The 20,160-nt window shown below is 69.1% G+C and carries 16 protein-coding genes and 6 pseudogenes; 7 read left to right on the forward strand and 15 right to left on the reverse strand.

Translation table 11 applies throughout. From position 1 onward, the window contains the following. Positions 1 to 61 precede the first annotated feature (61 nt). Entirely contained in the window at positions 62 to 1,390 is a 1,329-nt protein-coding gene (locus tag ADK41_RS06700; protein ID WP_030826338.1) for a class I SAM-dependent RNA methyltransferase, read from the forward strand. A 335-nt stretch (positions 1,391 to 1,725) separates the two neighbouring features. On the opposite strand, the pseudogene ADK41_RS40620 reads toward ADK41_RS06700, so the two are convergent. From ADK41_RS40620 to ADK41_RS06720, 5 genes and pseudogenes are all read right to left on the reverse strand, one after another. Continuing rightward, positions 1,726 to 1,886, reverse strand: a pseudogene (locus ADK41_RS40620) (IS1380 family transposase); the annotation flags it as partial. A gap of 83 nt (positions 1,887 to 1,969) precedes the next feature. Next, the gene (locus ADK41_RS06705) at positions 1,970 to 2,833 is read right to left on the reverse strand and encodes an alpha/beta fold hydrolase (RefSeq protein WP_030826341.1); all 864 of its coding nucleotides are present in this window, start codon (positions 2,831 to 2,833) and stop codon (positions 1,970 to 1,972) included. 92 nt (positions 2,834 to 2,925) lie between these two features. Next, positions 2,926 to 3,930 carry an NADP-dependent oxidoreductase gene (locus ADK41_RS06710; RefSeq protein WP_030826343.1) on the reverse strand — a complete coding sequence of 335 codons (1,005 nt, stop codon included), beginning with the start codon at positions 3,928 to 3,930 and terminating at the stop codon, positions 2,926 to 2,928. A 135-nt stretch (positions 3,931 to 4,065) separates the two neighbouring features. Beyond that, positions 4,066 to 5,121, reverse strand: a complete 1,056-nt coding sequence (locus tag ADK41_RS06715; RefSeq protein ID WP_030826346.1) for an aldo/keto reductase — start codon at positions 5,119 to 5,121, stop codon at positions 4,066 to 4,068. 54 nt (positions 5,122 to 5,175) lie between these two features. Then, positions 5,176 to 5,868, reverse strand: a complete 693-nt coding sequence (locus ADK41_RS06720; RefSeq protein ID WP_030826349.1) for an SDR family oxidoreductase — start codon at positions 5,866 to 5,868, stop codon at positions 5,176 to 5,178. 116 nt (positions 5,869 to 5,984) lie between these two features. Between ADK41_RS06720 and ADK41_RS06725 the strand changes: the two genes are divergently transcribed. Beyond that, positions 5,985 to 6,545, forward strand: a complete 561-nt coding sequence (locus tag ADK41_RS06725) for a TetR/AcrR family transcriptional regulator (protein WP_030826359.1) — start codon at positions 5,985 to 5,987, stop codon at positions 6,543 to 6,545. Here the strand turns inward: ADK41_RS06725 and ADK41_RS06730 are convergent. Next, a pseudogene (locus ADK41_RS06730) lies at positions 6,546 to 6,836 on the reverse strand (histidinol phosphatase); the annotation flags it as partial. On the opposite strand from ADK41_RS06730, the pseudogene ADK41_RS06735 reads away from it, so the two are divergent. From ADK41_RS06735 to ADK41_RS06745, 3 genes and pseudogenes are all read left to right on the forward strand, one after another. Then, positions 6,835 to 7,014, forward strand: a pseudogene (locus ADK41_RS06735) (short-chain dehydrogenase/reductase); the annotation flags it as partial. The pseudogenes ADK41_RS06730 and ADK41_RS06735 overlap by 2 nt on opposite strands. Before the next feature lie 438 nt (positions 7,015 to 7,452). After that, positions 7,453 to 8,525, forward strand: a pseudogene (locus ADK41_RS06740) (IS630 family transposase). A gap of 192 nt (positions 8,526 to 8,717) precedes the next feature. Next, positions 8,718 to 9,569 carry an NAD(P)H-binding protein gene (locus tag ADK41_RS06745; RefSeq protein ID WP_030826370.1) on the forward strand — a complete coding sequence of 284 codons (852 nt, stop codon included), beginning with the start codon at positions 8,718 to 8,720 and terminating at the stop codon, positions 9,567 to 9,569. A gap of 1,600 nt (positions 9,570 to 11,169) precedes the next feature. Here the strand turns inward: ADK41_RS06745 and ADK41_RS06755 are convergent. The 6 genes and pseudogenes from ADK41_RS06755 to ADK41_RS06775 form a co-directional block, all read right to left on the reverse strand. Further along, the gene (locus tag ADK41_RS06755) at positions 11,170 to 11,760 is read right to left on the reverse strand and encodes a GTP-binding protein (protein ID WP_030826376.1); all 591 of its coding nucleotides are present in this window, start codon (positions 11,758 to 11,760) and stop codon (positions 11,170 to 11,172) included. Continuing rightward, on the reverse strand, positions 11,747 to 12,118 hold the full coding sequence (locus ADK41_RS06760) for a DUF742 domain-containing protein (RefSeq protein ID WP_030826379.1): 372 nt from the start codon (positions 12,116 to 12,118) through the stop codon (positions 11,747 to 11,749). The genes ADK41_RS06755 and ADK41_RS06760 overlap by 14 nt, the downstream gene beginning before the upstream one ends. After that, a complete protein-coding gene (locus tag ADK41_RS06765) occupies positions 12,118 to 12,519 on the reverse strand; it encodes a roadblock/LC7 domain-containing protein (RefSeq protein WP_030826382.1) in 402 nt (133 codons plus the stop codon). The genes ADK41_RS06760 and ADK41_RS06765 overlap by 1 nt, the downstream gene beginning before the upstream one ends. Next, positions 12,516 to 14,846, reverse strand: a complete 2,331-nt coding sequence (locus ADK41_RS06770; protein WP_030826385.1) for a sensor histidine kinase — start codon at positions 14,844 to 14,846, stop codon at positions 12,516 to 12,518. Before ADK41_RS06770 ends, ADK41_RS06765 begins: the two co-directional genes overlap by 4 nt. A gap of 299 nt (positions 14,847 to 15,145) precedes the next feature. Continuing rightward, positions 15,146 to 15,379, reverse strand: a pseudogene (locus ADK41_RS42870) (IS5/IS1182 family transposase); the annotation flags it as partial. A gap of 243 nt (positions 15,380 to 15,622) precedes the next feature. Beyond that, complete coding sequence (locus ADK41_RS06775) at positions 15,623 to 15,856, reverse strand: hypothetical protein (protein ID WP_106979456.1); 234 nt, start codon at positions 15,854 to 15,856, stop codon at positions 15,623 to 15,625. Positions 15,857 to 15,891: 35 nt separating this feature from the next. On the opposite strand from ADK41_RS06775, the pseudogene ADK41_RS06780 reads away from it, so the two are divergent. Beyond that, positions 15,892 to 16,104: pseudogene (locus ADK41_RS06780) on the forward strand (IS5/IS1182 family transposase); the annotation flags it as partial. Between the two features lie 184 nt (positions 16,105 to 16,288). On the opposite strand, the gene ADK41_RS06785 reads toward ADK41_RS06780, so the two are convergent. The 3 genes from ADK41_RS06785 to ADK41_RS06795 all read right to left on the reverse strand — a co-directional run bounded on the left by ADK41_RS06785 (position 16,289) and on the right by ADK41_RS06795 (position 19,427). Continuing rightward, a complete protein-coding gene (locus tag ADK41_RS06785; protein WP_030826394.1) occupies positions 16,289 to 17,812 on the reverse strand; it encodes a hypothetical protein in 1,524 nt (507 codons plus the stop codon). Positions 17,813 to 18,360: 548 nt separating this feature from the next. Next, on the reverse strand, positions 18,361 to 19,029 hold the full coding sequence (locus ADK41_RS06790) for a nucleotidyl transferase AbiEii/AbiGii toxin family protein (protein WP_030826397.1): 669 nt from the start codon (positions 19,027 to 19,029) through the stop codon (positions 18,361 to 18,363). Between the two features lie 5 nt (positions 19,030 to 19,034). Continuing rightward, entirely contained in the window at positions 19,035 to 19,427 is a 393-nt protein-coding gene (locus ADK41_RS06795; protein WP_030826399.1) for a hypothetical protein, read from the reverse strand. A gap of 313 nt (positions 19,428 to 19,740) precedes the next feature. Here ADK41_RS06795 and ADK41_RS06800 point away from each other — a divergent pair, with 313 nt between their 5' ends. Next, complete coding sequence (locus tag ADK41_RS06800) at positions 19,741 to 19,980, forward strand: hypothetical protein (protein WP_030826402.1); 240 nt, start codon at positions 19,741 to 19,743, stop codon at positions 19,978 to 19,980. The last annotated feature ends 180 nt before the right edge of the window (positions 19,981 to 20,160 follow it).

Genomic DNA, 20,160 nt, shown 5'->3' on the forward strand with positions numbered 1-20,160 from the left:
GGGCTGTCGTCCCGGGCCCTGAGGGGCCTGTCCGCTCTCGATGTTGTGGAGTCACCCCGCCATGCAGGCAGAACCGAGGAAATCGCTGGTGGGGGAGGAGTACGAGGTCGAGGTCGGCCCCGTCGCCCACGGCGGTCACTGCATCGCCCGTACGTCCGAGGGCCAGGTCCTCTTCGTCCGGCACACCCTGCCCGGTGAACGCGTCGTCGCCCAGGTCACGGAGGGCGAGGAGGGGGCCCGCTTCCTCCGCGCGGACGCGGTGCGGGTGCTGGACGCCTCCAAGGACCGGATCGACGCCCCCTGCCCCTTCGCCGGCCCCGGCCGCTGCGGCGGCTGCGACTGGCAGCACGCCAAGCCGGGCGCCCAGCGCCGGCTGAAGGGCGAGGTCGTCGCCGAGCAGCTGCGGCGCCTGGCCGGGCTCACCCCGGAGGAGGTCGGCTGGGACGGCACCGTGATGCCCGCCGAGGGCGACAAGGTCCCCGCCGGCCAGGTCCCGGCGTGGCGCACGCGCGTCCAGTACGCCGTCACCGCCGACGGCCGCGCGGGACTGCGCCGGCACCGCTCGCACGAGGTCGAGCCGATCGACCACTGCATGATCGCCGCGGAGGGCGTCAGCGAGCTGGGCATCGAGAAGCGGGACTGGACGGGCATGGACTCCGTCGAGGCGATCGCCGCGACCGGCTCCCAGGACCGCCAGGTGGTCCTGACCCCCAAGCCCGGCGCCCGCCTCCCCCTGGTCGAGCTCGACCGCCCCGTCTCGGTCATGCGCGTCGACGAGCGCTCCGGTCAGCTCCACCGCGTCCACGGCCGCCCCTTCGTCCGCGAACGCGCCGACGGCCGCACCCACCGCGTCGCGGGCGGCGGCTTCTGGCAGGTCCACCCGAAGGCCGCCGACACCCTCGTCACCGCCGTCATGCAGGGCCTGCTGCCCCGCAAGGGCGACATGGCCCTCGACCTGTACTGCGGCGTCGGCCTGTTCGCCGGCGCCCTGGCCGACCGGGTCGGGGAGTCGGGCGCGGTCCTCGGCATCGAGTCCGGCAAGCGCGCGGTGGAGGACGCCCGCCACAACCTCGCGGACTTCCCCCGCGTCCGCATCGAACAGGGCAAGGTCGAGTCCGTCCTGCCCCGCACGGGCATCACCGAGGTCGACCTCGTCGTCCTCGACCCCCCGCGGGCCGGGGCCGGCCGCAGGACGGTGGAGCACCTGTCGTCCCTGGGCGCGCGTCGGATCGCGTACGTGGCGTGCGACCCGGCGGCGCTGGCCCGGGACCTGGCCTACTTCCGGGACGGGGGGTACCGGGTGCGGACGCTGCGGGTGTTCGACCTGTTCCCGATGACGCATCATGTGGAGTGCGTCGCGATTCTGGAGCCTGCGGCAAAGGGCCTCTGACCTGCTGATTTATTGATTCCCCAGGTGGCGGGCGGGTCGTGCCGACATGTTTCCGCAGGTCTACCGGGTGGAGCATGTTGAGGTTTCCATCACGTGTTTCACCTGCGACTTCGTAGTGGGGCGTGGGTCGAGAACGCTCTGTTCAACGCCGTCAGGGACGGGTTCCGGAAATGTCTTGACGCTCGTTCGACGCTGCATCCGACGGAGTGTCAGGTGGTCGTTCCGGATCAGATGGCGCGGGTCAACCGACTTGTCGGGCTCGACCCGTCGAGCAGTGCGTCGGCCGCGAAGTTCCATGTGGTGACGTGCCGTCCAGGGGACGAGAAATCGGCTGGTCAGCCTGGGTCGGGCACGTGGGTGAGCCGGTCGAGGGCTGTGGTGATGTGACCGGCCCGGGGCCAGTGCCCGGCCAGGCGGAGGATTGACCGACGACCGGTGGTGACGAGCTGTCCGGCCGTGGTCAGAGGCGGAGCCGCGGTCGGCGAGGCTCCCAGAGCGGCATCGATGTGCGAGGACGGATTTCCTGGTGCGGGTCTCGCTGAGTGCGGGGCAGGGGCCATGGACCTGTCCGGCGGCTGGCTACGGTTCCAGGAATTCGAGCGCCCGCGGGACGAATCTGGCGTGGTACTGGAAGATCCCGCCGTGTCCGGCGTCGGGGTAGAGGGGTTCGAGTTGGCCTTGGGGCAACCGGGCCGCCAGGTCGACTGTGTTGACGCTCGGGACCATGCGATCGCTCTCGCCGTTGGCCACCAGGACCGGTTGGTGGATGAGGGACAGATCGGCCGGTGCCCGGCGGCCCCAGTGGTGGATGGCCTTCAGCTGGGCGCGGAACGATGAGAGCGAGATGGCTTTGTCGCGGTCGTTCGTGCGTTCCTTCAGCCGGTCCAGGAAGGCGCGGGCCGCTCGGCGGCCACCGGCGGTGTCGGTGAAGAACAGGTACTGCTTGGGGTCCTTGCGGGTCAGGGCGGCCTTGGTGGTGTCCTTGATGGTGAGGCTTGTGACCTTGTCGATCCCGGGCCCGCCGGCGGGTCCCGTGCCCGCGAGGATGAGTTTGCGCACAAGCCCGGGTTCTTCCGCCGCGATGACTTGGGCGATGAAGCCGCCCATCGACAGTCCGAGCAGGTCGACCCTGTCGTACCCGAGGGCCCGGATGAACAGCACGGTGTCGCGAGCCATCGCCTCGATCGTGTCGGGTGTGGAACCGCCGGACGCGCCGACGCCGCGGTTGTCGAAGGTGATCACGGGACGCCGGGCGGCGAGTCCGTTGACGACGCGCGGGTCCCAGTTGTCCAGGACTGCGGACAGGTGGTTGAGGAGGATCAGGGGCACGCCGTTGTCCGGGCCGAGCCGCCGGTAGGCGAAGGTCACGCCACGCACGGACACGGAGCGGTTCGGCGTGTTCTTGTACGACATCGGGGCGGGTGAACTGGGCGGTGTGCTCATGGCCGGGTCCTGAGGTGGTGTGGCGGGGGAGTGGGGTGTGCAGGGACTTGTCGCTGTGGGAGGTGACTGGCGCCTGGGACTCGTTTTCACCCTTACGTCATCGCGACGACGACTTTGCCGGCCTTTGCCCGTCCCCTCTCGACGTATTCCATGGCGTGGAGGGTTTCTTCGAACGGGAAGACGCGGTCGACGACGGGGCGGATCTTCCCGGTGTCGATGAGGGCAGTGAGTTCGCGCAGTTGGTCGCCGCTGGCCTTCATGAACAGGAACGAGTACGTCACGCCGTGGCGTTTGGCGTTGCGCCGGGTTTTGAAGCTGAGGGCGGTCATGGCCAGGCGGAGGATCGGGTTCGCGCCCAGTTCGTGGGCGAAGGCCGGGTCGGGCGGGCCCGCGACGCTGATGGCTGTGCCACCGGTCTTGAGAACGCGCAGGGACTTGGCGAGGTTCTCGCCGCCGAGGCTGTCGAGGACGACGTCGTAGCCGTCGAGAAGCTCTTCGAAGTCCTGGGCGCGGTAGTCGACGACGACGTCCGCGCCGAGGTCCTTGGCCAAGTCGACCTTGGCGGTGCTCACGGTGGTGGCCACATGCGCGCCCAGCGCCTTGGCCAGCTGGACGGCGACGGAGCCGAGGCCGCCGGCGCCCGCGTGGACGAGGACCTTCTGGCCCGGCTGCACGCGTGCCCGCTCGACCAGTGCCTGCCATGCGGTCAGGGCGACCAGGGGGAGGGAGGCGGCCTCGGCCATGGTGAGGGTGACCGGTTTGGGCGCCAGGTCGTCCTGGTGGACGGCGATGAGTTCGGCGAAGGTACCGATGCGGTCCTTGTCGGGCCGGGCGTAGACCTCGTCGCCCACCGCGAAGCGGGTGACGGACGGGCCGACCCGGACGACCGTCCCGGCGAGGTCGTTGCCCAGAATGAGCGGGAGGCGGTATGGCATGAACGCCTTGAAGTCCCCGTTGCGGATCCTGATGTCCAGCGGGTTCACGCCCGCCGCGTGGATCTTGACCAGGACGTCGTCGGCACCTACCCGGGGGTCGGGTGTTTCGGTGGCACGCATCCCGGCCTGGTCGCCGTACTTCTCGACCAGGAAAGCTTTCATAGTTGTCTCCGTTCCGTTTCCCGTCCGTGAAAGGCCGGGGTCTCCGCTCGCCCCGGGCTTCTCCCCGTACGAGACAGCTGTGTTGCTCTCCTGGCTGCGGCGCGGGCGCACCTCGTCCTCAGCCGCGTTCACCCATCAGGCCACCGGCACGACCGGGGCGGTGACGCGGTCGGCGGCGCCTCCTTGGAGGCGGTCCAAGGTGGCGGCGATCCCTTCGTGGGGAACGCCGAGTGGCACCGCGCTGACCTCGGCCAGGCGGGTGTACTGCTCGTCGGTCAGCTGGACGTCGAGGGCGCCGAGGTAGCTGTCGAGCTGGGAGAGACTGCGCGGGCCGATGATCGGGACGAGCGTGGCAACGGAGCGGGCGGCGCGTTCGCGCACCCAGGCCACCGCCACCTGGGCGGGCGTCACGCCGGTCTCCCCTGCGATCGCCAGGACGGTGTCGACGACGGCGGTCTTCTGGCCGGTGCTCTCGGTGTGGATGACCATGCCCAGGTCGCTCAGGCGCCCCTCGGCGGAGCCGCGGTACTTGCCGGTGAGCAGTCCGCCGCCGAGCGGGGACCACAGGGCTGCGCCGAGCCCGAGGCTCTCGGCCATGGGCAGGAGCTCACGGTCGGCCGTGCGCTCGACGAGGCTGTACTCGTGCTGGACGCCCACGACAGGGACCCAGTTCTTCAGGTCCGCGAGGGTCACCGCGCGCGAGACGCGCCAGGCGGGGAAGTTGGACAGCGCGGCGTGATGGATCTTGCCGGCGCTCACCAGGTCGTCGAGCCCGCGCAGGAGTTCCTCCATCGGAGTGAGGTCGTCGGGGAAGTGCACCCACAACAGGTCGATGTAGTCGGTCCCCAGGCGCTTCAGGCTGGCCTCGACCGAGGCGACCATGGTCTTGCGGCTGTTGCCGGTCTTGGAGATGTCCGGCTGCGGGGCGGCGCCGAGGGTGAACTTCGTGGCCAGGACGAAGTGGTCGCGGTCGGCGGAGACCAGCTTTCCGGTCAGTTCCTCCGACTCGCCGAACTGGTAGGCGTCCGCGCTGTCGAGAAAGGTCCCGCCGGCTTCGGCGAACCGGTCGAAGATCCGCCGGGCCTCCTCGGGCTCGGCGCCTGCGCCCCAACCGGTGCCGAAATTCGCGGTGCCGAGCGCGTACTCGGAGACGCGCAGTCCGGTCCGGTGACCGAAGGTCGTGTAGCGCATGAGATGTCCTTGCAGGGGTGTGAGGGTGGTCGCGCCGGGGTGGAGGGGCGAGCGTCAGTCCGCGTTCGGCCGGGGTGCCGCGGACAGGCTCTGCTTGACGTACCGGCTGGTCTCGTCGGCGAGGATCTCGGGCAGGCCGGTCTCGATGCCGTACAGGGCCTGGGCCGCGACGTCGGCGGCGGCGACCTTCTGATCGGCGGGCACGCCGGCGGCCATGTCGGTGTCCATGTAGCCGACGTGCAGCGCCGAGACGGTGATGCCGCGCGGTGCCAGCTCCTCACGGGTCGCGTCGCTCAGCGCCCAAGCGGCGGCCTTGGACGCGGCGTAGGAGCCGAGTCCTGCCGGGTGGAACCAGGACAGGGCGGACAGGACGTTGAGCACGGCGCCGCCGCCGTTGCCCTCGATCACGGGGGCGAAGGCTCGGGTCGCGGCGAGCGGGCCGAAGAAGTTGGTCTCCATCTCCCGGCGCACCTCAGCCACGTCGCCTCCCATCAGCGTCGCGCCGGTGGAGATGCCCGCGTTGTTGATCAGCAGTGTCGCGTCGGACGCCAGGCGCGCGGCCTCTTGTGTCGACGCCTCGTCCGTGACGTTCAGCCGTAGCGGGAGGACGCCCGGCACGTCGACCGTCTCGGGGCGTCGGGCCGCGCCGTACACCTTCGCGCCGCGCTCGACGAGCTGGGCGGCCAAGTGCCGCCCGAAGCCCCGATTGGCGCCGGTGACGACTGCGACCGCGTTCCTCAGTTCCATGTGCACTCCTGGTCGTGGCGGGCGCCGTGGGCTACCCGCAGTTTTTTTAGATTATGGAGGCAATCTAAACATGAGCCTATGATAGATGCCAGTCGACATCCAAACGGGAGGTGGTCATGGGCCGCGTATCGCAGGCGCAGGCGGAGGAAAACCGCAGGCGGGTGGTGGACACCGCATCCCGCCTGTTCCGGGAGCAGGGCATTCAGGTCAGCGTCGCCGACCTGATGAAGGCGGCCGGTCTGACCCACGGCGCTTTCTACAAGCAGTTCGCCTCCAAGGAGGCACTCGTCGACGAGGCCACCGCCCACGCCTTCGCCGAGCTCGCCCAGCGCTACAGCGACGGACTTGAGCGGCACGACGGGCAGCGCGCCGCCGCCCAGCAGACGCTGATCGACGCCTACCTCTCCGTCGAGCACCGCGACGCCCCGGCGGACGGCTGCCCGGTCGCCGCGCTCGCCATCGACATCGCGCGCGAGGGCGGGGGGCGCGAGGCCCGTCGCGTCTACGCCGAGGGGGTGGCCGACTTCGCCGATTTCCTGGCCGGTGACGACCAGGACGGCATCGTCCGCCTCTGCACCCTGTTCGGTGCGCTGGTCCTGTCCCGGGCCACCAAGGGCTCCCCGCTCTCCGGTGAGATCCTCGCCGCCGCGCACGCGGCCTTGACTGAAGCGGGCTGATCACGGGCGCGTGGCCGCGCCGTGACAGGGTGCCTCTGCCGTTTCGGCCGGGTGCGGCGCTCCGGGGAGGAAGGTCACCTGCGGCGCGGTCGTGCGGGGATCAGTAGTCACCTCGCTTGTCACGCCGTGGACCTCGGCCGGCAGCCGGGACGTGAGGATCTCCACGCGCGGGCCGCCGGCGGCAAGCCGGCCGTGGTCGAGCACGTAGAGGCGGTCGCAGTGGCAGGCGGCGAGGTTCAGGTCGTGCAGGGCGACGAGCACCGTGGCCGGCAGGGGGCGCGGCGTGTTCAGGAACGGCGACGCCCCCGCCGTCGTCGCCCAGGCGATCGTCGCGGCGGCGACCGACACGAAGCCGAAGCCGCGCTACACCGCCGGCCCCCTGGCCGGACGCGCACGCGTACTGCGCCGTCTCGCTCCCGCCGGGGTCTTCGACCAGCAGATCCGCAAGATGAACCGGCTGGCCGGGTGACGCACAGGCAACTGCCTGGGCTCTGCGAACAGCCGCCGCACCTCCACCAGGCAGAGGACACCTTGATGCAAGAGCGCGGAGGAACGGCGTGCATGGCTAGTGCTGTGACCGGGAACGTTCGACGGGTCGGTGGTTGGGGCGGTTGGACGGGCGGTGACGTCGGTTCCGACCGCTGGAGATGTGGTGGCTGAGCCTGTGCGGGTGCGCAGACTGACCGGTCGGGAAGGGCAGAAGCGGTGGCGTCCCGCCGGGTGGTGTAGCCGATCAAGGTGCCGAAATCCGCAGGTCGAGGGCATCGCTCTCGCCGGACCGGGGGTTCAACTGGCCTCAGCAGGGCGCCACGTGGGCGACCGCCTCTGCGGAAATCGTCAGGGACCTTGTACCGGAATACGTAACCCTTGATCCCCTACACCACGTGGCGGGACACGACCGCAGAAGCTGCAGCAGATCGTGCGCCGGGGAAGTACCAGCCCGGTGCGCTACCGGCGGGCGATGATGCCGCTGGTCTCGGCCGGCGGGAACCGCGTCCCGGTGATCGCGAAGTTGGTGCAGGCCGACGAGGACACCATCCGGGACGTGATCCACCGGTTCGACGAGATCGGCCTGGCTTGTCTGGACCCTCGATGGGCGGGAGGCCGTCCCCGCCAGCTCACCCCTGACGACGAGGACTTCGTCGTCCAGACGGCCACCACCCGCCCCACCAAGCTCGGCCAGCCCTTCACTCGCTGGTCGATCCGCAAACTCGCCGCCTACCTGCGCCGCGTACACGGCCGTGTCATCCGCATCGGCCGGGAAGCCTTACGGTGCCTGCTATCGCGCCGCGGCATCACCTTCCAGCGCACCAGGACCTGGAAGGAGTCCCCAGATCCCGAGCGTGACGCCAAGCTCGACCGGATCGAGCAGGTGTTGGGGCGTTTCCCTGACCGGGTGTTCGCCTTCGACGAGTTCGGGCCGCTGGGGATCCGGCCCACCGCGGGCTCTTGCTGGGCGAAACAGAGCGAGCCCAACCGGCTGCCGGCGACCTGTCGCCGCACCCACGGTGTCACCTACTTCCACGGCTGCTCCTCCGTCGGCGACGACCGTCTGTGGGGCGTCAACCGCCGCCGCAAAGGCACCGCCAACACCCTGGCGGCGCTGAAGTCGATCCGCGCCCCGCCCGGCCCGACGGAGCTCCGATCTACATCATCCTGGACAACCTCTCAGCCCACACCGGTGCGGACATCCGCCGCTGGGCGAAGAAGAACAAGGTCGAACTGTGCTTCACCCCGACCTATGCCTCCTGGGCCAACCCGATCGAGGCCCACTTCGGTCCGCTGCGGCAGTTCACCCTGGCCAACTCCCACCACCGCAGCCACCCCGCACAGACCCGGGCCCTGCACCGCTACCTACGCTGGCGCAACGCCAACGCCCGCCACCCCGACGTCCTCGCCGCACAACGCCGAGAGCGTGTCCGCATCCGCAGTGAGAAAGGCATCCGCCGGGGCGGACGCCCCCTCACCCCAGCGGCCTGAATACAATCCGGCGAACCTAATGCGGTCACAGCACGAGCAGATGGTTGGTTGCTGTCGAGGCTCAGGATCCTGGGGCTTGGAAAAGGCTTTGACGCGCGGTTCGCTGTTCATCGATGGTGAGCCGGACGTCCGGACCGAGCGGTCACGAACCGCCGCGTCGGCGACGGCTACACCACGGTGAGGGAGTTGTGGATGATTGTTGTGTCGGCCGCTTCGGGGGCTTTCGGTCGACTGGTCATCGACCAGTTGCTGGCCCAGTGCCCGGCTGATCGCATCGTTGCCGCGGTGCGCAATCCCGAAGGGGTCGCGGATCTAGCCGCTCGCGGGGTCCGTGTCCGCCTTGGTGACTACGATGACCCGGCAACGCTGCGCACCGCGTTCAAGGGAGCTGACCGGCTGCTGCTGATCTCCTCTCCGGAGCTGGAACCCTCCCGCCGCGCTGGCCAGCACCAGGCAGCCATCGACGCGGCCCGCACCGCCGGAGTCGGTGCGATCATCTACACCAGTTTCCTGGGTGCCGACACTCAGGCCCACGGTGTCACCGCTGCTCATCACGCCACCGAGCGCACCCTGTTCGCAAGCGGGCTGCCCCACACGCTGTTGCGCCACCCCTACTACAGCGAGGCATTCCTCAACGCGGGCCTGCGCGCCGCCGTCACCTCGGGTGAACTGGCCAGCGGCACCGGCGGGCGTGGCATCAATACCGCTTTCCGCAGCGAACTCGCCGAGGCCGCCGCCCACGTCCTCACCGAGGACTGCCACCTCGGCCGCGCCTACGACTTCACTGGCAACCTGTGGACCTACAGCCAGCTCGCCCACGCACTCAGCCGTATCTCCGGCAGACCCGTCGTCCACCGAGACCGCCACGGCCGGGCGCCCGGTGCCCAGGGCTGGCTTGAGGACCAGGTACGTGCCGGCGCACTGGAGCGACAGACCGACGATCTCCAGCACGTCCTCGGTCACCCAGCCGCCACCCTCGACCAGGCCGTCACCGCAATCCTCACCCAACCCGCCCCACCAGCCGCCAGTCCTGCCCCGGAGTGACATTCTGGCCCTACGCGATGATGTTGCACGGGAGCAGGAGTGGAGAATTTGCATGCCCCGACAACCCGGCGAACCTATGCGGTCACAGCACTAGACGGGGTCACCGCCAAATGATCGCCGCGGCAACGGACCCACTGGGTCGCCGAGCAGGTGCTGGACTGGTCCGGCCTCCCGTCAACATCCGCGGAGCGATGTTCGTAGAGAACCCGTTGATGACCTGGCCTGCACTGGAGCCGTTGAGCAGGGGCGAACAGCGTTTGCCCTTCGGTGACCATCGGCTCGCCCCATCGCGGGCTACGACGTGGCGGAACTGTGCGTGAAGATCATGGCCGACCCGACCCCGCACATCTCGAAGTCGACCTCAACGGCCCGGGACTGAAGGACATGCACGGCCTTGGAGCGCACGGAGGCAGCGGTGGCACTGCGAGCGGCAGCACGCAGGCGCCCGCACGTCCAGTCGGCAACCGGGGCGGCGGAACCATCCAGGCTCGACCTGCTGTCGTTCAGGGTGCCGTTGAGCGTGGCGGTCGAACAGCCGTGAGTACTACTTCCGCAACGACGCGTCGGCTCTTATCGGCCCGAGTTGGAGACTCCATGGGCATTTCCCATTCGGCTACCCTTTGATGTGATCTATGGCGGCCGGGACGTCGTGCAGGTGACGATGTGCGAGCCGGCGCTCGGAGTGAGCGGCGCGGACCCGCGCGGGGTGAGCTGATTGCGGCGGCGTGTTCTGCACGGATCAGGAGGGATGGACTGTGTCGGTCGTGACGCTCGTTTGACGTTCTGGGCGCCCGCACGCGGGACAGCGAGCCGATAAACCGGCTCTGACCTGGAGTTTTCCGAGACCCGCTCGAGCCGACACCTTCCCGATGACGCATCATGTGGAGTGCGTGGCGATTCTGGAGCCTGCTGCGAAGGGGCTCTGACCTGCGGCTTTCTCGTGTTTTCCAGATGTGGCCGGTGGTGCTCGACCTGTTTCCCGAAGTTCACCGCGTGGAGCCTGTTGTAGGTGGCCGCCACGTGGCTCACCTGCGGGTTCGCAGCGGGAGCGTGAGTCCGGAACGCTCTGATCGCCTCCGTCGGAGACGGGTTCGGGAAATGTCTTGACGCTCGTTCGACGCTGTTTCCGACGGAGTGTGAGGTGGTCGTCCTGGGAATCGCACGCCTATGGACGTTCGCCCTGAGCGTCGGACTCGGCGTGTTGTCGTCGCCTGTGCTGCGAAGGCCGGCCAGTGTCCAGGTAGCCAGGAGGGCATGCTCGGCACTCCCGACCGAGATGTTCCCGACGCCTTCCGCACCGGCCGGTTCCGGCTGCATCACCCGGTACTCGTCGTAGGCGTCGGCAACGGTGCTCGGCCACGCGGGGGCGTACCCGATCTCGCTCAGCCGCTCTTCGATGTCGTCGTACCGCTGCTTGTCCGCGGCAAGCAGCGGTACGACCCGGCCTGGACGAGGGGCGAAAGCGTGCAGCTCATGCCGTCCACTACGAGGACGATGGCCGGTACCGGCCGGCATTCCTCGACGGCCGACGCGGCGGCGGCCCGGACCGGGTCCACGGTCGCGGTCGTGGACCTCCACGCCACCACGTGGCAGGCCGAAGTCAGCCGGTCGCCGCGACCCCGGCTTTGGCGATGAGCATGTCCAGAAGCGAGAGCAGCGCACCGCGCGCGTCGTCACGGAGGCGGGCATCGAGCAAGTGGATGGGTGTGTTCGGGTCACGCAGATGCAGCGCCGCCCTGATCTCCTCGACGGTGTAGGGCTGTTCGCCGTGGAAACAGTTCGCGGCGACCAGGAACGGGACCCCTCGGTTCTCGAAGAAGTCGACGGCCGGGAAACTGCGGTCGAGGCGTCGTGTGTCGACAAGGACAATCGCCCCGAGTGCCCCGTTCAGCAGGTCGTCCCACATGAACCAGAAGCGCTCCTGGCCAGGTGTGCCGAACAGGTAGAGCACGACCTGTGCGTCGGTGAGGGTGATGCGGCCGAAGTCCATCGCGACGGTGGTGACCGCCTTGGACTCGATGCCGTCGAGGTCGTCGACGCCGACGCCCGCGCTCGTCAGCCGCTCCTCGGTGCGCAACGGCTCGATCTCGGAGACCGTCTCGATCAGGGTCGTCTTGCCGACGCCGAATCCCCCAGCGATGAGGATCTTGACGGGGTCCGCTTCATGGGCAGGGGCGTCATATCCAGGCAAGGTTGTCCCTAATTTTCATGAGCAGGTGGACATTGGTGGTCTCGGCCCCTTCCAGGGGTGGCCGGTGCTCGATCAGTCCCCGATCCGCGAGTTCGCCGAGAAGAAGCGTCATGGGAGTGAGGCGGATGTGCATGCGCGCCGCGATCTCGGCGACCGCCATGCCGCCCGGAGGCGAGCACATCGCGAGGATGGCCTGCCACTCGCTGGGCAGGCCGCCGTGGCCGTCCGCGACGGCCACCGCCGTGATCGTGGTGTCCATGGTGAGGGCGGTGTGTGCAGCCGCCGTACGTCCATCGGTCAGCGCGTACAGCCGCGTCCGGCGGTGGCCTCCCTCTCCCGGCCTGGGCTCGTCCGCCATTACGACGGCTGCGCCTGGCCGCGATCAGGCGTGCTCAGCCACTCACCGAGCGCCTGGGCGGTGCGCACGGCTTCACCGCCCAGCTCCCCCAGCCGCGCCTTGCGGGAGGTCACCACGATGAGCGTGCTGCCCTCCCCGCACCCGACGATGCAGAGATAGCAGTCGTCCATCTCGACCAGCTGGCGGATCACCCGGCCGCCGTCGACCTCCCTGGATATCGCCTTCATCGTGGAAGCGATGCCGGAGGACGCGGCGGCTATGCGCTCCGCCTGGTCCCGTTCCAGCTCGTACGAGCTGAGCTTGATCCCGTCGTTGGACAGGAGCACGGCTCCCTGGATGCCGGCGATCCTGCTCAGGTTGTTGTCCAGGACGCTGTAGATCATGTCGTTCGTTGTCGTCATGGCTGATCCTGTCGGAGTTCTTCTTCCACTGTCTGAGTCCCGTGTTCGTAGTCCGCCCAGGCGTCGGCCACTTCTTCGGGTGTCGCCGCATCCTGGTGGACGCCGGTCTCCGGTGCGTGCGGCGCGCGGAGCTGCTCGACGATGTGAGCCTGTGGGATCCGCTCAGGGAGGGCCGGCTTCGCGTCACCGTTCCGTGTCGGGGAAGGAACCGACGGCTTGCTCTTCACCGGCCGCTCGGGCAAGCGCTCCGGCGTCCTGCGGGCGGCCGCCCCGGTCCTCGCGTGCAGGACCAGCCCGGGCTTGCGTTCGTCGAACGGGCCCGGTGCCGGGGCGGGCATCGCCGCCGCGCGCGGCGCCTCCTTTCCCGCCCGGCCCGGTTCGGTCGGCACAAGGAGTTCCTTGGGAAGGATCACCACGGCCGACGTCCCCCCGTACACCGAGCGGCGCAGCGTCACTGTGGCCCCGAGCTGTTCGGCGATGTGGCCGACCACGAAGAGTCCGAGCCGGTGCGCGTTCTCCGCCAGGACGGAATACGGCGGGGCCGAGTGCAGACGCCCGTTCATCTCCTCGTAGGTTGCGGCGGTCACCCGAGGCCCGCGGTCCTCGATGTCGACCAACAGCCCGTCCGTCACCAGTTCGGCACGGATGACCACCTTCGACTGCGGCGGGGAGAACCGGGTGGCGTTGTCCAGGAGTTCTGCCAGGAGGTGGCTGATCTCGCTGATCACCCGCGGTGCCACGCTGATCTCGTCCAGGGCCTGGCGCTCGATCCGCCGGAAGTCCTCGACTTCCGCGGCGGCTTCGCGCAGCAGGTCGGCGACGCGCATGGGCTCGGTGTGCGGATCGGGGATCTCTCCACCTGCCAGGATGAGCAGGTTCTCGATCTGCCGCCGCATGCCCACCGTCAGCTGGTCGGATCGCATCAACCGGGCGAGAAGCTCCTCGTCGTGCCCGAAGGCGTCCTGCAGTTCGTCGGTGAGGGCCAACTGGCGGCTGACCAGGTTTCCGGTGCGCGAGGCGATGCCCGCGGCGAACATACCGAAACCCTGACGCTCGGCCGCGAGCCGCGCATGCCCGTCGACGGATACGGAGACGACCCGGGCGAACGCGTCGCTGATACGTCCGACCTCGTCCTGGTCTCCGCTCACCGCGGGCAGCGCATCGTCGTCGACGGGCTGCCCGCGCTGGAGCCGGGCGACGACATCCGGCAGCGTGTCCTCGGCAATGGCCACCGTACGTTGGTGCAGACCGCGCAGGCGGCGGAGCACGGAGCGCGTGGTGAGCACGATGACGGCCGCGACGGCGATGACGGCTGCGCCGTTTCCGACGATCAGCCAGATGACCTCGTTCTCCAACTGCGTGGCCTTGGCGTCGGCGTGCACGAGCAGTGCTCGCCCCTGTTTCGCGTTGAGCGCGGCAAGGCGCGGCGCGAACTCGTCGTACGCGGCCTGCCAGGCGTCAGCTTCCTCGGGCAGCTCGATGCCGGACGCGGTGCTCTGGTGGTCGGAGATGACCACGTCCTCGAGACGGACCTTCGTCTTCCAGCCGTCCGAGGCGAAGACCTGGTCGTAGGCCGCTTTGTCCTCGGCCGTCAGATACGGCGCGACCCACTCGTCGTACTGGTACCGCTGGGATCCGACGGAGTTGACGAATTCGGCGAACCCGGAAGGGCTCAGACGCCTGGACGGCCCGGCCATGGCGAGGATGGTGGTCTCGCGTGCCACCATCTCGGACACCGTGAACACCGTGACGACCAGACCGCTCTCCTGGATGAGCTCGGCGTCCTCCGCATGGCTGAACTCGTTCTGGTACACCCGGATGATGCGGTCGACGAGGTCGGAGTAGTAGCCGATCGTCCGATCCGCGTCCCCGCTGCGGGCGTCCGCGCGCTCGCGGAACGCGGCCAGATCCGCGAGGCTGTGCTTCAGCTCCGCGACGTAATGATCGTCCTCGCGCCCGGTCGCCGCCAGAGCTCCGTCCGACACCCGGCGGAACTCGTCCGCGGCCCGGTCCGTGGCCGCGCGCTGCTCGCGCAACTCCTTCTCGGACACGGAGCCGCTCGCCCACCGTGTGGCGGTCATCGTCCGCTCAGCCTGCAGTTCGACCATCAGCCTGGTCAGGGGTACATCGATCCGCTCAGCGACTGCCACATCAGCGCGCAGTTGCTTTGACTGGTCTACCAGCGGCTGTGCGGTCATGGCCACTTGGGCACTCATCGCCAGAATAGGGACGATGGCCAGCCAAATGAGCAGCGTGCGCAGGCGCGGAGTACGCCGCCGACGAGTCGCCGGCTGCCCTCGTGTGCCTTCGGGTTCTATGGGAGACATCAATCCTCGGAGAGCGGGGAACCAGGGGGACGGCCCGACCGCCAAGACCGGACGCAGTCCTGGGTTCAGGACGGGGGAAGTCCGGTTCGGCTTTGACGCGACGTAATGTACCGATCATAACCAGCCACACCGGAGAAACGGAGAGATGGCTTCCGTTGATCACGTGTGGTAAAGACGACGAAGCGTTGCCCATCGGACATCGGCGTTCACCTGACGCCCGGGCACAGGCGTGCTCGTGCAGACAGGGCGACCCGCTCTCCCGGCCGCACGTCTTGGACCGACCGGCGAATGGGGCACCTGAGGCGTCGGGTGACGGGCCGACCATCCGAGCGGTAGCGGTTCGTCGATCGTCGGATGAGCATGCGGAGCGTGACGAGAGCGGCGGCGAGGCGGGGGCGGAAGTCCACGGCCTCGCCGCTCTTCTCGGTGCAGCGCCGGAGCTTGGGGTAGTCGTTCATCCACGAGTGGGTGCGCTCGATCCCCCAGCGCTTGCCGGCCTGGATCGGGGCCGGCACGCCCTTGCGGGCGATCTCGGCCGTGACCCCCGGCTGGGCTACCGATACACGGAACTCGGTGCTGTCGTAGCCGCGCGGTCGGCCCGGGCGGTCGTGCCGGTGGCGGCCCGGCCGGCGCGGCCGTGGAGGTTCGGGGTTGCGTGGTCCGCGGCGACCCGGACCCCTGGTCCGGGAGTGCTGGGTTCACGGAAGCGGTGGGCCGCGTCGTACGCGTACTCGCTGACGTGTACCACGTCGGGCAGAGGGGGCAGGGCCACCTGGTCAAGGGCTGGTGATCGCGCGCCCCGGCGGCTTGTCGGCATCGTGTTCCGGCGGCTGCAGCCGGCGGAGGACGGAACTCTGCGTTTCGATCTCTCGTGCGGAGAGCTTGTCGGTGAAGCGGCCGCGTACCGCGGCGTCCAGGCCGGGGTGCACGGTGGTGAGGGCCTGGCGTCCGGTGTCGGTGAGGGTGACATCGCCGGCGCGTTCGCGGGTGACGAGTTGGTGCTCGCCCATGCGGGTGAGCTGGTGGGAGATGCGTGTGCGGTCCCGGCCGAGCCGGCGGCAGACACCCGGCCTTCGACCGCGAGCTCTACAAGGCCCGCAACGTCGTCGAGCGCTGCTTCAACCGGCTCAAGCAGTTCCGGGCCATCGCGACCCGCTTCGACGAACTCGCCGTCCGCCACCGGGCCGGACTCCACCTCGCAGCACTCATCCTCTGGCTCCGCGAACCCAGCCAAGATCATTTGTCAGACAGGTCCTAGACCATGGGCCAGCCGGGTAATGCTGTGCTGCCCAGCAGGGCCATCGTCCGAGCCGGCCGCCTATCCGATGGTGGCGAGGACATCCTGGTCTGGGAGCACGTCCACGCTGGTGCGCCACGACCGGTGCCCGTCCACACGGCAGAGCACCCACAGACGCAGCACCCCGGCCGCCGCCCGGGCCGGACTAGGCGCGTGCGGGAGGCAGGTCGTAGCGGCTGACGGCCAGGTACGTTTCCGGCGTGGCCGCTTCGAGGAGACCCTCGTCGCCCTCCAGGTCGAGCTTCGGCTCCTGAGGACGGCGCAGCAGGTCGCTCCAGTCGCTCGTCGCTCCCCGCTCGTAGGCGTCGCGGAGCAGGGGGCGCAGCCGTGGGCGGGCTTCCTCCTGCCGCTCCCGGAAGATCCGTCGCTGGGTGAGCCGTTGTACTTCCTGGGCTTCGTCGCTGAGCCCGTGGTAGAGGGCCGGCTGATCCTCGGCGCGCAGTCCCGGGGTGCGCTGGGCGATGGCCAGATCTTCTTCGTGGAGGCGTGCGCAGGCGGCGAACAGCTTTCTGGACATGCCGAGGTGGACCTCGGTTCCAGGGATGCGGCAGGTGAGGAAGTCGTCGAGCCCCCGGGAGCGGATCTCGGCGCGCAGGGTGTGCGACTCGATGTGGAGCGCCGCTCCGCGGGCGTCCGCCCGCATGGCGAGGGTGAGGTCGTCGTTTTCCAGGGGGGTGGTCAGCCCGGAACGCCGGTGGCGGGAAGTGCGGTCGGCCGGCACCGGCACTGTGCGCAACTGAGAGGCGGGAGCGGAGCGCAGCGCCAGGTAAGCGAGCATCTGGGCACGGGCCGCGCCGATGAGCGCGTCGTCGCTGTCCCCGAGGTGGTCTTCGAGGTTGCCGGGGCCGACCGCCGCGTCGTCAGCGCCGGATCCGGCCGGGGGGAGGGGCGGCTCGCCGGAGCGCAGGTCATGGTCGATCGTGAGGAAGAGGTCGTCTCCGGGCCGCACGGACGCCCCGACCAGGACGATGCGGTGCTTGTATGAGCCGAGGATCTTGCTGCCGGCCTCCAGTTGTGCCCACCCTTTGCGGAGCGTGCCGACGCCGACGCTGCCGCCCTTGGCCTCGATCAGCCAGTACATCTCTTCCGCCTCGTGCCGTCCCCACAGGTCGGGCAGCGTCCTCTTCGGGTCCTTGAACGTGTTGCTCAGGGTGGTGATGGGGCCGCCGAGTTCGAGGTGGTGGGTCTGTCCGAGGCCGAGCAGGGAGCGGCAGGCCCACTCGGTCATCGTCATGCCCAGCCGGTAGGCGGCGGCGTTCTGTGCGGTGCGCTCGGTGCCGTGCTCGTACACCGGGTTCAGGGTCAGGCGCTGGCCCTTTGCGCCCGGTACGGGGTGTCGGGGTGTGACGGGGTGGGTGCCGAGGTAGGCGTACAGCGGGGAGACCCGGGCGACGAGTTCCCCGTGCGCGTACCGGGGCTGGTTCTGCAGGTGCGGGGTGACGTCGCGGCCGACCTCGGTGGCGGCCTTGATGATCTCCCGCCACGTGGTGGTCGGGGCGTACCAGCCATTGGTTGCCGGGAACCCGTCCGACGCGCTCCACGCCTCATGCTTCGCCGTGCGCCACTGCCTCTTGGGCTTGTTCGAGGGTCCGTTACGGAACAGGACCGGCACGTCGAAGCTGTCGGCGTAGGTGAGCGGCTGCTCGTCGACGATGTGCGCGGGGATCATGAGGATCACTCTGGCACGGGAGAGGACCCTTCCGAATGCCGGGCAGCGGGTCGCCGATCTGCTTAACTCCCGTCGTCATGGCGCAGTCGCGGTCATGTCCGATGACAACGGGTGTTGTTGGCCTGCCACCCGCCTCACCGCGATGCGCCGCTCACGGTCGGTCGGGCCAGAAGGTCGACGAAGGCAGCCAGACGGAGGGCAGCTGTACCGCCCGGATCGGTGCGAGAGCGGCTGCTGCAGCGCGAAGGCCGACTGACCGCCGGATACGGCGTACGGGTATCCGGCGGCGCCTGGCACGCTGACCTGTTCACGCCGGCTTCTCGACGGCCGAGGACATGGAGACCAGCGTAGAGGGACTCGATGAGGGCCGGTTCCCGTTGATCACCGTGCCGATAGGGTGGCAGCCTGCCCGCCGACTGATTTCTCCCAGGGCACGGCCTGCCCGGTGTACTTGACGCGGGACAGACCAGCGATGCCCTGTTTTGCTACCTGCTCATTTCTTGGTTCTTGCTCTGATCGATTGCAGGTGTGGTCTCATCCGGACGTGATCAGTCGATGTCCGGATCATCGGCCTCTTCCAGGAGACGGGCCGCGAGGTCGTCGGCCCACTCCACAGCCCAAGCGCGAAGCGCGGTGATGGTGGCGTCATCGAGCCCGTAGGCGAGGAAGGCTTCGTCGTCGGTCCACTCGGCGCCCGTGAGGTTCGACTGCAGGTCTTCGCGCTCGAAGCGGCCACGGGCATGTCGGCGGCCGAACTCTTCGAGCTCGGTGTTGGTCCAGCGGCGGGAGGCTGCGAACACGTCGATCAGGTCGCGGGGCGCTCCACGGTCGGCGAGGGCGCGGACCTTGGTCCCGATCACGTCCTCCTCCGCGAGGACGGGCCCGTACGGGCTCTGGGTGACCGGCCGCCAGAAGATCTCCTTGAGGATGTCGACTTCGCACTCCTGCCCGGTGGCCGGGTCGGACACGGTGAAGCGGGCGGACAGCGGGGCGGTCTCCAGCGCGTGCACCTTCCAGCCGCGGGCTTCCAGGCCGGCGCGGAGCGTGGCGGCGATGTCGGCCATGGGCGCCGGGTTCTCGGTGGCGACATCGAGGTCCTGGCTGGGACGGTTGACGAGGCGGTGTGCCCGCACGGCGTATCCGCCGGTGAGAACCAGTGGATACGGGGAACCGAGTGCGATCACATCCGCCAGGAGCCGCGTGTGCAGCTCCGGCATGTCCGTCACGCGGCTGCCCGGGTGCGGGAGGCGAGCTGGGGGAAGGCGTCTTCCCATACGGCGCGGACGGTGCGGCCGACGAGGGTGCGCAGCACCGGCCACAGCTGGAGGAGCAGGTCCTGGTTGAGGTAGCGGGGCAGGTCGTCGTGCAGGCCCTCGTGCAGGACGGTGCGGTACAGGCCCATGCGCTGACGCGGCTTGCCCAGGTCGTATGAGGTCATCCCGGACCAGGCCATGTGCAGCGGCAGATCCACGACACCGCGGGCCGGCCCGCGCAACTCGTCCAGCGACTCCGGCAGACGACGGCGGAACTTCTCCCGGTACAGCGCGAGGTCCTCGGCGACCGCGCCCGAGAGGTCGCTCGGCGTGTGTGCGGGGTGCTGTGGGCTGGAGGGCATGCCTCCATTATGGCGGCCGGAAAAGTGGCGCGGGTCATGATGGGCGAGCTTGCGTCCGGAGCGAGCGGGAGCGGGCTCGCGGAGGGGATGGAGCTGGTCGTGGCAGCCTGTTCTGCCCGAAGAGGAGGAATGGACTCTTGGTCGTGACGCTCGTTTGACGCTCTGGCCGCCCGTACGCAGGGTCGCGAGCTGAGACATAGGTCCTGACCTGGCCTTTTCCGGGACTCGCTCAGGCCGACACCTTTCCGATGACCCACCACGTGGAGTGCGTGGCGATTCTGGAGCCTGCTGCAAAGGGGGCCTGACTTGCGTTTTGTGTGGTCCGTATGGACCCCACCTCGCCACGCACAGCGTCGTCGGGGAGGCCGTCGTACCGAACACGGTCCTTGCCGAACTGGCCGCCCGGGCAGGAGACGAGAAAGACTGCACGGCGGTCGGGGAACTGGTCGTCGACACGCCGCTGGTGCTGCCACGCACCGGTGCCCTGCACCTCCGGATCCGCGTCGGCGAACCGGACGCCACCGGCCGCCGGCTCCTCACCGTCCAGACCTGAGCAGCCGCATCTGGACGGCCGACTCCGGAGCTCACCCGCCCCTCACTCACTCGTGACGGCAACAAAGGGGCAGCAACGACCTGAGGTTGATCCCCGGGAGTGGACACCGGGTTTCATGCGGCGAGTGGCAGAGTACGTGACGTGATCAGTTGTTGTTCGAACTCGACCGGTGTGAGGTGG

The sequence above is a fragment of the Streptomyces caelestis genome, from assembly GCF_001279005.1.
In the GTDB taxonomy this organism is placed as follows: Bacteria; Actinomycetota; Actinomycetes; order Streptomycetales; family Streptomycetaceae; genus Streptomyces; species Streptomyces heliomycini.

Excerpts from the sequence above, each read along its gene's own strand:
- ADK41_RS06775 (WP_106979456.1), bottom strand. The coding sequence starts at position 15,856 with ATGGGCGAGCACCAACTCGTCACCCGCGAACGCGCCGGCGATGTCACC.
- ADK41_RS06790 (WP_030826397.1), bottom strand. The coding sequence starts at position 19,029 with ATGCCGGAGCTGCACACGCGGCTCCTGGCGGATGTGATCGCACTCGGT.
- ADK41_RS06770 (WP_030826385.1), bottom strand. The coding sequence starts at position 14,846 with ATGTCTCCCATAGAACCCGAAGGCACACGAGGGCAGCCGGCGACTCGT.
- ADK41_RS06720 (WP_030826349.1), bottom strand. The coding sequence starts at position 5,868 with ATGGAACTGAGGAACGCGGTCGCAGTCGTCACCGGCGCCAATCGGGGC.
- ADK41_RS06715 (WP_030826346.1), bottom strand. The coding sequence starts at position 5,121 with ATGCGCTACACGACCTTCGGTCACCGGACCGGACTGCGCGTCTCCGAG.
- ADK41_RS06760 (WP_030826379.1), bottom strand. The coding sequence starts at position 12,118 with ATGGCGGACGAGCCCAGGCCGGGAGAGGGAGGCCACCGCCGGACGCGG.
- ADK41_RS06765 (WP_030826382.1), bottom strand. The coding sequence starts at position 12,519 with ATGACGACAACGAACGACATGATCTACAGCGTCCTGGACAACAACCTG.
- ADK41_RS06785 (WP_030826394.1), bottom strand. The coding sequence starts at position 17,812 with ATGATCCCCGCGCACATCGTCGACGAGCAGCCGCTCACCTACGCCGAC.
- ADK41_RS06710 (WP_030826343.1), bottom strand. The coding sequence starts at position 3,930 with ATGAAAGCTTTCCTGGTCGAGAAGTACGGCGACCAGGCCGGGATGCGT.
- ADK41_RS06795 (WP_030826399.1), bottom strand. The coding sequence starts at position 19,427 with ATGCCCTCCAGCCCACAGCACCCCGCACACACGCCGAGCGACCTCTCG.
- ADK41_RS06725 (WP_030826359.1), top strand. The coding sequence starts at position 5,985 with ATGGGCCGCGTATCGCAGGCGCAGGCGGAGGAAAACCGCAGGCGGGTG.
- ADK41_RS06745 (WP_030826370.1), top strand. The coding sequence starts at position 8,718 with ATGATTGTTGTGTCGGCCGCTTCGGGGGCTTTCGGTCGACTGGTCATC.
- ADK41_RS06700 (WP_030826338.1), top strand. The coding sequence starts at position 62 with ATGCAGGCAGAACCGAGGAAATCGCTGGTGGGGGAGGAGTACGAGGTC.
- ADK41_RS06705 (WP_030826341.1), bottom strand. The coding sequence starts at position 2,833 with ATGAGCACACCGCCCAGTTCACCCGCCCCGATGTCGTACAAGAACACG.